We start from the raw sequence: 10,911 nt of genomic DNA, 5'->3' as shown, positions 1-10,911 counted from the left end.
TTTACTTTGCAACAGAACCAATTTTTACAATTACCTAGATGATATGTGCGACGAATATAATCCCAAACCAGCAGAAAACAAAATAGATGAATTCGATAAGAAAATCGACGAAATAAAAGATTACATTGATAAAATAAATACATTTTAACATCTATATTTTTTAACATTTTCACTCCAAAAGATAAAAGAATTAAATCACTTACGCATATAATTCGTACACCTAAGAATTAAAATAATTATTCTACTCATACTATGATAATTTTATAGTAAGAATAATTATTGGGGGTAATTTGTATGAATAGTAAAATTCTAAAAATCTCATCTAGTCTGATGGCAGTTGGAATTATGGCTCCAACCATTTTATTTACTACAAACGAAGCAAAGGCTTACGAACAAAATCAACAAGAGATTCAACAGGCTTCTGAACAGCTACAAAAAATGGGCGAAGGCGCGCTTGAAGGCTTACATCAGAACAAAGAAGCTTTCCAAAAAGCTGGCGTATATGACAAAATGGAACGTGACGCTCAACAACTTGCTAACGGTCAATCTGAAAGAGGTAAAGCTACATTAGGAGCTAAAGCAGGGGCTAAAGCAATTAAAGCAACTGCTAAAAAAGTCGGACAAAAAGCTTGGGATGGTTACATAAAACAAGTTGAAAAAAGAGCAGGAGTCAAAGTTGCTTTCTTACATTACCAATCAATCTTTAAATTCTGTGACTACATCACAGGTTTTGGTGGAACAGTTACAGACGCAATTTCCAAAGGATTACAAAATAAATTAGGCTTTAATAAAACATTAGCTTATTACATAGCTAAAGCCTTTGTATTGATTGTATTATAAGAGGTGATAATATCAGAAAGAAACAAATTTTTCTCATATTAATCATAATAGTAATGCTTATTTTATTCTTCATACCGTGGGACAACAGCCACGAAACATTAAGACGTTATTTAATGTTAGCACTCGCATTACTAACACCTTTATACTTTTTAGCAACAAGTAAGAAAGATGAAGATAAGTAATATTTATTGCAACGTTTCAAACGACTTATCGTCGAGAATGATATATCTAAAAAATATGAAGTGTCTTTCGAGTAGTAGCTTTCGAGTTACTACTCTTTTTAATATTTATAATGTATTTACATATGTAAGTACGTATTGATATAATGAATGTAAGGAGATGATAACTATGATTAAAACATCTGAACGCATTTTTAAAAGTGGAAACAGCAAAGCACTCAGTTTAAGCAAACAAACAATCCAGTTAGCTGATTTTGAGGTGGGAGATAAGGTTGAAGTATCTGAAATCAATGGTGGTTTATTTATCAAAAAGAAAGAAGAATCGATTGAAGATGAAATCACAAATTTTTTCAAAAATGGCGGTAAATACACCGAGCCAGAATTTGATTTTGGAGAGAGTGTAGGTCGTGAAATATGAGTATCAAACAGTTTGATATATACTATATTGACCTAGACCCCACTCGAGGTCGTGAAAAACAAAAAATTAGACCATGCTTAATCGTGAATAACAATATGACCATTAAAGGAACAGATTTTGTTTGGGTATTACCAATTACAAATCGTGAAAAACGTTATCCATTAGATATCGAAGTGAAAACTAAAAAAGGATTAGTCACAGGTGTTATAGACACGCTTCAGATACGCGCATTAGACCTTAATGAACGTGAACATAACTATAAAGATGAATTACAAGACAACTTAAAAAACGTCGTCTTACAAGCAATAAAGACGTATTTAAAACCATCATCATAAAAATTCCCTCACTATTTATAATAGTGAGGGAATTAGTCTATACATTATTTGATATTTCGTTTTATCTATAGTTAAACATTTACAATGTAAATTAATAGTTGTCATTTTGATTTTTCTATATAAAAAGAGAGGTTCTGTTGCAAAGTTAAATTAATATACAAAGTTATGCAAAAGCAGTAAATTATATACTATTATATCAACAGATTATTCGGTTGGATTTTATTATTTTTCATTTCTTTGTATCTATATTATATGATTTTCAAGTTTGCAACAGAACCTTTTCAGAATTATTTTCTATTACGGTTTGAAGAGATTTTTCTATAGACACGGATTCTCCATATAATTCATATGCTATTTCGTTATTCAGTTTAAATAATTTTACATCTCCCATGTATACTCCCCTTTATTTAATAAAACATATAGTTAACATAATAGGATTTCATCAGTATCAAACAAACATTTTATGCAAAAAGCCCTTCTCACGTTCTTTCAATAAATCAATTTTTTATTCTTCTATAGAGTTTGGAATTTTTACTTCTAACTCTTCAAATTTCTTTTCACTTAATTCTTTTTGACCTGTCCCATCAGCTAAATACTCATTTTTTCTTAAAAAATCATTTTGAAGTAGATATTTTTTGTCAATATAGTTATTGATTTTATAACTCATAATAGCATTTGAATATATAAAACCATTCAATTCGCTAGGAACTATAGCAATACTACCATTAAAGAAGTTTTGTTTTCCTATATGTGGCACAACAATATATGCAGAACTAACAGAAAAAGGTAAGCAGCAAATATCATTATATAAAACAGAGGATAAGCATTGTTATATGTGCTTATCCTCTGTTTTTGAATTTTATATTAACTTAATTATCATAAAATTGCTTGATCTTTTGACCTATTTCATCTCTTACACGTTGAAATTCTGACCAAGATTTACCTGCTGGGTCATCAAATCCCCAATGCTCTTTTTTTACATTAGGTGGGATGACTGGACAATTTTCATTAGCATCACTACAAAGTGTAACAACTAGGTCTGATTGTTTTAAAATTTTATTATCAATTAAATCAGAAGTATGGTTTGATATATCAATTCCAACTTCTTTCATAGCTTCTATTGCTTTTGGATTTACACCGTGTGCCTCAATACCTCCAGAATATACTTGCCATTCATCTCCTAAGATTTTTTTACCCCAGCCTTCAGCCATTTGGCTACGGCATGAATTACCTGTACATATAAAGTAAATTGTTTTTTTATCCATAAATAGTTTCCTCTTTTTTTAGAAAATAATAAGTATTAGATATAACCCTAACAGTGTGATAAATAATACCGGAATCGTTATAATAATACCGATTTTAAAGTATTGTCCCCAAGAAATTTTAACACCTTTTTGAGTAAGCACATGTAACCAGAGAAGTGTTGCTAACGAACCAATTGGTGTTATTTTAGGTCCTAAATCAGATCCGATAACATTCGCATAAATCATGCCTTCCTTGAGTATACTTGTTGTTTGAGATTGACCAATCGCTATTGCATCTATTAAAACAGTTGGCATGTTGTTCATAATGGATGAAAGAAATGCAGCTATAAAGCCCATGCCCATGATACTACTAAATAAGCCGTAATTTGAAATATTTGTTAGTACATCACTAAGAAGCGTTGTGATGCCCACATTTTTTAGACCAAATACCACAAGATACATACCAATAGAGAATAAAACAATATTCCATGGCGCACCTTTAATTACTTGTTTCGTATGCACAGCCTTAGACTTACGTGCTAATAATACAAATATTAAAGCAATGATACCAGCAATAATTGATACTGGAATATTTATAAACTCACTTATTAAATAACCAACTAGCAATACAGTGAGTACAATCCACGAGATATTAAAAAGCTTTTTGTCCTTAATCGCTTCTTTTGGTTCTCTAATATTTACTGCATCAAATTTTCTTGGGATAGACTTTCTAAAATAAAGCCATAAGACAAGAATACTTGCGATTAAAGAGAATATATTAGGTATAATCATTTTACTGAAGTACTCAACAAATCCAATATCAAAGTAATCAGCAGAAACAATATTAACTAAATTACTAACAATTAATGGAAGAGACGTAGTATCTGCAATAAAACCACTAGCAATAATAAATGGGAATATCGCTTTTTTATCAAATCCTAAACTACGTACCATTGCTAAAACAATAGGCGTCAGTATTAAAGCCGCACCATCATTTGCGAAGAAGGCTGCTACAACTGAACCTAAGAGCATGATAAAGATAAACATTTTCAAGCCATTACCCTTTGATGCTCTTACCATATGTATGGCAGACCATTCAAAGAATCCAATTTCATCTAATATGAGTGAAATAAGAATAACTGCAACAAAAGTTAAAGTCGCATTCCAAACAATTCCAGTAACTTCTAGTACGTCTGAAAAGCTTACAACGCCAGTGATTATAGCAACTACAGCACCAATTAATGCAGTAATACCAATATCTAGACCTTTAGGTTGCCATATAACAAAAATTAACGTTAATACAAATATTGTGATTGCTAATATCGTCATCATTAACACTCACCTTTCTCTACTGTTTCACATATACATGGGACAGTACTGGAACTCAATAGAGTGAGTCGTGATGTAACGTTATCCAATACGTCATGATTCAATTTGTATAAAATTTTATTACCATCTTTTCTGGATGTAATTAAATTATTGTCTTTTAATACTTTCATATGATGACTTAATGTGGGTTGAGAAAAAGAAAAATGCTCTAATAAATCACAAGCGCATAATTCACCGCAAGATAACAAGTCTAATATTTCAAGACGGCTACTATCAGCAATCACTTTTAAGTATTGTGAAATTTCTTTATAATTCAATTTTTCTTCTTCCTTTCTACTTGAAACCTTTTATAACGTTGATAATTTTTATTACCACCTGACAAATTAAACACTTGTTTAAAACCTAAATTAATAAGTACGTTTTGTGCAGCATTCCCAGTAGTACCTTTATTACAGTAAGTCACTATCTTTTGATTTTTATCTACTGTTTTTGCATAACTTCTCAATATTTTCAATGGGACGTTAATCGCTCCATCAACATGATTAACTTCAAATTGCTTTGGAGAACGTACATCTAAAATCAATAAGTCATTATTTTGTTTCATGACTTCTTCAGGCGTTATAATTTTGCGTCCTCGAGTAATATTGTGTCCAATCATCCCTGTATAAATAACAGGATCTTTAGTTGTAGAAAAAGGAGGCGCATATGCTAAATCTAAATGAAATAAATCTTCTGCATGGGCACCAAACGTTATAGCAGTAGCTAGTACATCTATTCTTTTATCTACACCTTCATACCCAATAATTTGGGCACCCAGTAATTTAGAATTGTTTTTATCAAATATAGCTTTAATTACCATTTCTTGGCCTTGCATATATTCTGGACGATTCGGTTTCACATTGTGTAATACGTCAATATCAATATCTAAATCAATAGCTTCTTTTTCAGTTAAGCCTGTTTGGGCAATTGTCATATCAAATATACGAACAATGCCTGTTCCTAAAATGCCTTTATGTTCTAGATTTCCACCAGTTAATCGATCTCCTAAAATACGTCCCATTTTATTTGCTGTAGAACCTAACGGTCTATATATAGGGTCACCAGTAATTAAATTATAACTTTCTGCTACATCACCAATTGCATATATGTGAGGAATATTTGTTTCAAAATACTTATTGGTTTGTATTGCTCCAGATTTTCCAATATTAATACCAATTTCTTTAGCTAATTTAGTATTTGGTATGACACCAATTCCAATAATGATTAAATCTGTATCAATTAATTCGCCAGTTTTTAAGCTCACTCTATTTATTGTATGATTTTCATCATAATCAATAATATCTATTTCATTATTGGTATATACGTTAGCTTTATCTTCAATATATTCTTGAATCATAAAACTGATATCGTAGTCTAAATGAGGCATAAAAGTACTACGTTGAATAATTGAAGTATTGTAATTAGATAATTGTTCTAACATTTCTAGACCAATAAATCCACCACCAATGATTGTTATATTCTGAACATCATTGTCCTCAATATAATTATAAATTGCTTTCGCATCATTAATATTCTTAACTTTAAATACATTGTTATATTCTTCGCTATTTAATTGAGGAATTTCCTTAGGCGATGAGCCTGTTGCTAATACTAATTCGTCATATTCTTGAATCATCTTTTCATCATTTACTAAATTGGTAACAGTTATTGTTTGATCAGTATCATTTATCTGATTCACTTCATATTTTGTATAAATATCTATATTAAAGCGCTCTTTAAACCATTTAGCATTTCTTGGCGTGAGTTCATCAATATCAGATACATTACCGCCTATATAGTAGGGGATACCACATACTGAATACGAAATATCACTATCTTTATCAAAAACGATAATTTCCACATCTTCACTATTTCTTCTTGCTTTAGCCGCGACACTTGTACCGGCAGCAACTGAACCGATGATTACAATTTTTTTAATTATGATAACCCCCCATAAGGTATGACAAAATAATTGTCAAAACTTTCATTTTTAATCTTGTTTATCCAAAATGATTCATCTTCTTTTTTGTTACTAAAAAGGTCATCACGTTGATTTAGCGTAACTAACGATTGATTAACAACCCACCAATTATGGCCTATATTAGCTCTATTTAAATCTTCTACTAAACGTTTAGATTCTAAATAAGGTGTTTTTTCTGCTAGTGTTACGATTATCATCTGTGTTAAATTTTTATTTTGAATTTTAGGTAATAATGTTTCAACATTACTGGTAGTTTGAGTTGATTTTTTCTTTAATTCTCTATGATGATTTTCACTAGAATCAAGTAACAGCAAGGTATGGCCTGTAGGAGCTGTATCTACAATGACGTAATCCATGTCGTCTTGATTCTCCATAATGTCACTAAAGGCTTTGAAAAATGCTATTTCTTCTGTACAAGGTGATTTTAAATCTTCCATAATATAATCAATATCGTCTTGTGGTGTATCATCATTCACTGTGGCTAGTACTTCTTTTTTATACTTTTCTAATGCTTGTTCTTCATCAATATAAGCAGTATTTAAATTACTTGTAGTTTCAACATTAATTTCTTTAGTAGGGTCAGTAGTTGCTAAAAGAACACGATATCCTTTATTAGATAACGTTGTAGCTAATTGCGTTGCTACTGTCGTTTTACCAACGCCACCTTTTCCCATTGTAAATAAATATTGAACTTTACTATTTTCAATTTCATCGATTAATTTATTGAATTGCGGATGATCTTCAACAATAAAGTCATCATTTTCAATTAAGTTATCATCATTTAATAGATTAGTTAAATTTTCTATACCTTCTTCTTTCTGATTTTTATATGGAACGTAATAAGCATGATTGTTATTTAACCATTCAGTAAAATGATTAATGTTTTTATCTTGTTCCGATTTCATCTGACTCGAAATTAAACCGTGACTTTCTTCTATATAGTTGTTAATGATTACTTTGAATTTAGAAATTGACAGTTGTTGTAATTCTTGTTGCGCTCTTTGAATTTCATATATAGAAGAGTGAGTAGGTCTCGCAACTAACATCATGGTCGTATCATCTTGGTTACGTAGTTTTTCAAGTGCTGAATTATATTTAACTCTATTTTCATTTAAACCTGATAATTGACCTAAGCAAGAAGCGTCATTACTCGTTGTATTTAAATAATCTGTCCATGCAGAAGGTAATTCAAGCATTCTCAAAGTGTGACCTGTGGGAGCTGTATCAAATATAATGAAATCAAATTCTTGTTCTAAAGTTTTATCGGATAAAAAATTTGTAAATTCATTAAATGCTGCTACTTCAACTGTACATGAACCACTTAACTGTTCTTTCATTTCAGCAAGCACATCTTCTGGTAGAATACCCTCATAAGGTTCTATAGATTGTGCTTTATAATCGTCTGCAGCAACAATCGGGTCGAAATTGGCTATAGAGAGATTAGGTATAGGTTGATATTTAGTTAATTTATTAGATAATTCCATTTGAAATACATCTTGTAAATTACTAGCTGGATCAGTACTTACTAAAGCTACTTTCTTTCCATTCTCTGCTAAGTTTAAAGCAATAAAACTTGATATCGTTGTTTTGCCTACGCCACCTTTACCAGTAAAAAACAAATATTTTGTTAACTCAATGTTATCTAAATTCAATTTATTTAAGTATTTAACAGCATCCATTTCCACCACAGCATCCTCCATTTCTCATTTGATTAACTGTAATGATTTCATCGGCTTCTTCTTGGGTAATATAAGCGCCCGTTTTAGCTATACCGCCTTCTATAAAAGTGATGGGTAAAACTTCATCACCTTTTTCTTGAATTAAACGAATAACTTCTTGATTTTTAATGAATTCATTCGGATTATTATTCATATTATAACGTTGAACTTCTATTTGATTTTGTTTTAAATATTCATTGATTTGGTTCGCTTTTATTAGTGTTTCATCCGGTTCTGGACCACATACCCCAGTAGAACAGCACATAGCTTCTTCGTATATTTCAATATTTAACATTATACTCACCTCATTAATTAATTTGCGATTATAGATTAACATCTATATAGATGGTTGTCTATATTTTGTTTGAGTTTTAAAAATTTTACTAAATTTAATTCTTAATAATACAATTTATGAAAAAATTATTTTAATATTTCTGTGAGCAATACCTAAGTTTATGTAAAAATTGTAGTTTTTTTCTTGCGATAATATAGATATTGATTTATATTTAATATATCAAAAAAAATTGATGTATTAAATGATATAAAACTACGTTGACAATAAGGAGGCATGCTTGATTGCGAGTAAACCATGCAAGTACTTTAACTGTTGGTTATTTTGTAAGTTATTTAAATCTTGTTATGCTCTCAAGAGAAATCAATTTAAAAGAAGCTACAATATATATGGAAAAGGAGTTCTTTAAAGGGAACATTAATCAGTATGGCGAATCAACAAAAAATAACTATAAACAAGCAATTCAAGAATTGAAATAAAGATAATATAAACTCAATGAAATATTATAAAAAGGATGGTCTTTTATGGAAGTTATTAAAGCAAAGACTGATATGAGTGAAGATCAACAGTTTGACTTTTATGAAAATATGTTTAATGCACTTGCCGATAAAATCAGATTAAAAATACTAAATCAAATTAGCCAAAGCTCTAATAAATCATTATGTGTATGTGATTTAGAAGAGTTATTAGATATAAAACAATCTAAACTTTCTTATCATTTAAAAAAATTAGTAGATGCAAATGTTCTTATTGCTGAAAAGCATGGCACATGGAATTATTATAAAATTAATGAGCAGCAAATACAGGTTGTTTTAAATGAAGATACTTGTTGTAAGATATTATGAGTATCTTCTTTTAATACAAAACAGATCGATTTTTTTTGATTAATTAATCAAAAAAAGTTGATTAAAGAAATTCGGAGGCGTTATACTGATGTTAGATTCAATTATAGAATTCATAAAAACATTTTTAATGCTGTTTTTTGAATTATTAATACTGTTCATAATCGTAAGTTTTATTGTAAGTCTAATCCAACAAGTAATTTCGGAAGATAAAATCAAAAGCATGTTAAGTAAGCCTAACCAAGGAATCAATTATTTTTTTGGGATGATATTTGGTGCGATTACTCCCTTTTGTTCTTGTTCAACTATTCCAATACTTGCAGGTCTATTAAATTCTAAAGTACCTTTTGGTCCAGCGATAAGTTTCTTAATTGCTTCACCATTAATGAATCCATTAATGGTGTTTATGTTATGGGCCTTATTAGGTTGGAAAGTTGCAATAGTTTATTTTATTGTACTAGCAATCTTTAGTATCTTAACAGGTTTTGTATTTTCAAAAATGAATTTAGCTGAAACTTATAAAGGTGTAAATGTTAAAGGCGATGGATTTTTCGCTAATAAAAATGGATCTCGTTTTAAACAAGCATTAAATGATGCTTGGGCATTTTTATATCCAATGCTTCCTTACCTATTTATTGGTGTATTTATTGGAGCGTTCATATATGGATTTGTACCCGAAACATTTATTACAAAATACGCAAGTGGAGATGGCGTTATATCCGTATTCATTGGATCTGTTATAGGCATTCCAATGTATATCAGACCTGAAACAATGTTACCTATAGCTGAGGCATTAGTATCAAAAGGGATGTCTTTAGGAACAGTAGTTGCGTTGATAATAGGTGGTGCTGGTGCAAGTATTCCAGAAGTAGTATTATTATCTAAATTATTCAAGAAAAAATTTGTAGTCTCATTCGTTATTGCAATTTTAGTTGTGGCTATTGCAACTGGTCTAATTGTTAACTTAATCATTTAAGGAGGTGAAGTAAATGGGTATCAAAGACACATTAAAAAAATTAAAACCTCAAGAACAGTCATGTTGTTCAGTTAAAATTGAAGAGAAAACAGACAAAAAAGACGAAAATAATGAGAAAAAAGAAAATGGTAATAAAAATTGTTGCTAAAATTAAAAAAGTTCTGCTTGATTTTACATTTATTAACATAATCGATGATTATCAGAAGTTTGAGTCACATTAAAAAGGCACAACAAGTTCATAAACTTGTTGTGCCTTTTTAATTGCAATTAATTACCGAAGAATCGACTCCAAAATCCCTTTTTAGATGGTTCTACCTCCCTATTATCATCAGGATCACTCTTCGTTTCTTCAACGAACTTATCCTCTTTTGTTAATTCATCTGTACTGTCATTCTTTTTCTCTTCGGCTATATCCTTGTAATTTACTTCTGTTGGTTGACGCTTTGTTTGTTGTTGGTTGATATTTTGCGATTCTTCAGTGAAAGTTGCTTCTTGCGGATTAATATTTTGTCTATTATTCGTCGCTGTATCAAAAGAATAATTAAGCTGTCTTTCTTCTTCTAATTGGCTTTCTAGTTTTTGAATTTTTTTATTGCTTTCTAATGCTAAGACTTGCTGATTTTCTAGAAGCCTATTAAGTGTATTTATTTGTTCTTTATCTCTACTTGCCTGTTTCTTATATATGTCTAGTTGAATATATAACTGTTTTATTGTTTCA

Annotated in this window: 15 protein-coding genes; 7 read left to right on the top strand and 8 right to left on the bottom strand. The window is 30.1% G+C overall.

All coding sequences use genetic code 11. From position 1 onward, the window contains the following. The first annotated feature begins 294 nt into the window (after positions 1-294). The 3 genes from KA909_RS12165 to KA909_RS12155 all read left to right on the top strand — a co-directional run bounded on the left by KA909_RS12165 (position 295) and on the right by KA909_RS12155 (position 1,772). A complete protein-coding gene (locus KA909_RS12165) occupies positions 295-840 on the top strand; it encodes a hypothetical protein (RefSeq protein ID WP_002477882.1) in 546 nt (181 codons plus the stop codon). A gap of 348 nt (positions 841-1,188) precedes the next feature. Further along, positions 1,189-1,437, top strand: coding sequence for an AbrB/MazE/SpoVT family DNA-binding domain-containing protein (locus KA909_RS12160; protein ID WP_002442045.1), 249 nt, complete (start codon positions 1,189-1,191; stop codon positions 1,435-1,437). Next, positions 1,434-1,772 (top strand): type II toxin-antitoxin system PemK/MazF family toxin, encoded by a 339-nt coding sequence (locus KA909_RS12155; RefSeq protein ID WP_002442047.1) that lies wholly within the window; start codon positions 1,434-1,436, stop codon positions 1,770-1,772. The genes KA909_RS12160 and KA909_RS12155 overlap by 4 nt, the downstream gene beginning before the upstream one ends. Positions 1,773-2,277: 505 nt before the next feature. Here the strand turns inward: KA909_RS12155 and KA909_RS12150 are convergent. The 7 genes from KA909_RS12150 to arsD form a co-directional block, all read right to left on the bottom strand. After that, the gene (locus tag KA909_RS12150) at positions 2,278-2,529 is read right to left on the bottom strand and encodes a restriction endonuclease subunit S domain-containing protein (protein WP_002441908.1); all 252 of its coding nucleotides are present in this window, start codon (positions 2,527-2,529) and stop codon (positions 2,278-2,280) included. Between the two features lie 112 nt (positions 2,530-2,641). Further along, complete coding sequence (arsC, locus tag KA909_RS12145) at positions 2,642-3,037, bottom strand: arsenate reductase (thioredoxin) (RefSeq protein ID WP_002441910.1); 396 nt, start codon at positions 3,035-3,037, stop codon at positions 2,642-2,644. Positions 3,038-3,055: 18 nt separating this feature from the next. Next, positions 3,056-4,348, bottom strand: a complete 1,293-nt coding sequence (gene arsB / locus KA909_RS12140; RefSeq protein ID WP_002441913.1) for an arsenite efflux transporter membrane subunit ArsB — start codon at positions 4,346-4,348, stop codon at positions 3,056-3,058. Beyond that, complete coding sequence (locus KA909_RS12135) at positions 4,348-4,662, bottom strand: ArsR/SmtB family transcription factor (RefSeq protein ID WP_002441914.1); 315 nt, start codon at positions 4,660-4,662, stop codon at positions 4,348-4,350. Before KA909_RS12135 ends, arsB begins: the two co-directional genes overlap by 1 nt. Further along, positions 4,659-6,323 (bottom strand): FAD-dependent oxidoreductase, encoded by a 1,665-nt coding sequence (locus KA909_RS12130; RefSeq protein WP_037541280.1) that lies wholly within the window; start codon positions 6,321-6,323, stop codon positions 4,659-4,661. The genes KA909_RS12135 and KA909_RS12130 overlap by 4 nt, the downstream gene beginning before the upstream one ends. Continuing rightward, positions 6,323-8,044 carry an arsenical pump-driving ATPase gene (arsA, locus tag KA909_RS12125; protein WP_172629673.1) on the bottom strand — a complete coding sequence of 574 codons (1,722 nt, stop codon included), beginning with the start codon at positions 8,042-8,044 and terminating at the stop codon, positions 6,323-6,325. Before arsA ends, KA909_RS12130 begins: the two co-directional genes overlap by 1 nt. Beyond that, positions 8,031-8,378: an arsenite efflux transporter metallochaperone ArsD gene (gene arsD, locus KA909_RS12120; RefSeq protein ID WP_037541281.1), complete on the bottom strand. Its 348-nt coding sequence runs from the start codon at positions 8,376-8,378 to the stop codon at positions 8,031-8,033. The genes arsA and arsD overlap by 14 nt, the downstream gene beginning before the upstream one ends. A gap of 281 nt (positions 8,379-8,659) precedes the next feature. Here arsD and KA909_RS12115 point away from each other — a divergent pair, with 281 nt between their 5' ends. The 4 genes from KA909_RS12115 to KA909_RS12100 all read left to right on the top strand — a co-directional run bounded on the left by KA909_RS12115 (position 8,660) and on the right by KA909_RS12100 (position 10,341). Further along, positions 8,660-8,854, top strand: coding sequence for a hypothetical protein (locus tag KA909_RS12115; RefSeq protein ID WP_002441924.1), 195 nt, complete (start codon positions 8,660-8,662; stop codon positions 8,852-8,854). A gap of 45 nt (positions 8,855-8,899) precedes the next feature. Next, entirely contained in the window at positions 8,900-9,220 is a 321-nt protein-coding gene (locus KA909_RS12110; RefSeq protein ID WP_002441927.1) for an ArsR/SmtB family transcription factor, read from the top strand. Positions 9,221-9,308: 88 nt separating this feature from the next. Continuing rightward, positions 9,309-10,193 carry a permease gene (locus KA909_RS12105; RefSeq protein ID WP_002441928.1) on the top strand — a complete coding sequence of 295 codons (885 nt, stop codon included), beginning with the start codon at positions 9,309-9,311 and terminating at the stop codon, positions 10,191-10,193. A 13-nt stretch (positions 10,194-10,206) separates the two neighbouring features. Beyond that, complete coding sequence (locus KA909_RS12100) at positions 10,207-10,341, top strand: hypothetical protein (RefSeq protein ID WP_002441931.1); 135 nt, start codon at positions 10,207-10,209, stop codon at positions 10,339-10,341. A 119-nt stretch (positions 10,342-10,460) separates the two neighbouring features. On the opposite strand, the gene KA909_RS12095 is transcribed toward KA909_RS12100, so the two are convergent. Further along, a partial coding sequence (locus KA909_RS12095) for a DUF536 domain-containing protein (protein ID WP_210130272.1) occupies positions 10,461-10,911 on the bottom strand: 451 nt, incomplete at its 5' end.

The organism is Staphylococcus sp. GDX8P54P, assembly GCF_017893165.1.
GTDB lineage: Bacteria > Bacillota > Bacilli > Staphylococcales > Staphylococcaceae > Staphylococcus > Staphylococcus borealis.
This window is presented reverse-complemented; position numbering and strand designations above follow the sequence as displayed.

Bases quoted from the DNA above. Each gene is read 5' to 3' on its own strand.
- KA909_RS12165 (WP_002477882.1), top strand. From the start codon at position 295: ATGAATAGTAAAATTCTAAAAATCTCATCTAGTCTGATGGCAGTTGGA.
- KA909_RS12160 (WP_002442045.1), top strand. From the start codon at position 1,189: ATGATTAAAACATCTGAACGCATTTTTAAAAGTGGAAACAGCAAAGCA.
- KA909_RS12155 (WP_002442047.1), top strand. From the start codon at position 1,434: ATGAGTATCAAACAGTTTGATATATACTATATTGACCTAGACCCCACT.
- arsC (WP_002441910.1), bottom strand. From the start codon at position 3,037: ATGGATAAAAAAACAATTTACTTTATATGTACAGGTAATTCATGCCGT.
- arsB (WP_002441913.1), bottom strand. From the start codon at position 4,348: ATGATGACGATATTAGCAATCACAATATTTGTATTAACGTTAATTTTT.
- arsA (WP_172629673.1), bottom strand. From the start codon at position 8,044: ATGGATGCTGTTAAATACTTAAATAAATTGAATTTAGATAACATTGAG.
- arsD (WP_037541281.1), bottom strand. From the start codon at position 8,378: ATGTTAAATATTGAAATATACGAAGAAGCTATGTGCTGTTCTACTGGG.
- KA909_RS12110 (WP_002441927.1), top strand. From the start codon at position 8,900: ATGGAAGTTATTAAAGCAAAGACTGATATGAGTGAAGATCAACAGTTT.
- KA909_RS12105 (WP_002441928.1), top strand. From the start codon at position 9,309: ATGTTAGATTCAATTATAGAATTCATAAAAACATTTTTAATGCTGTTT.
- KA909_RS12100 (WP_002441931.1), top strand. From the start codon at position 10,207: ATGGGTATCAAAGACACATTAAAAAAATTAAAACCTCAAGAACAGTCA.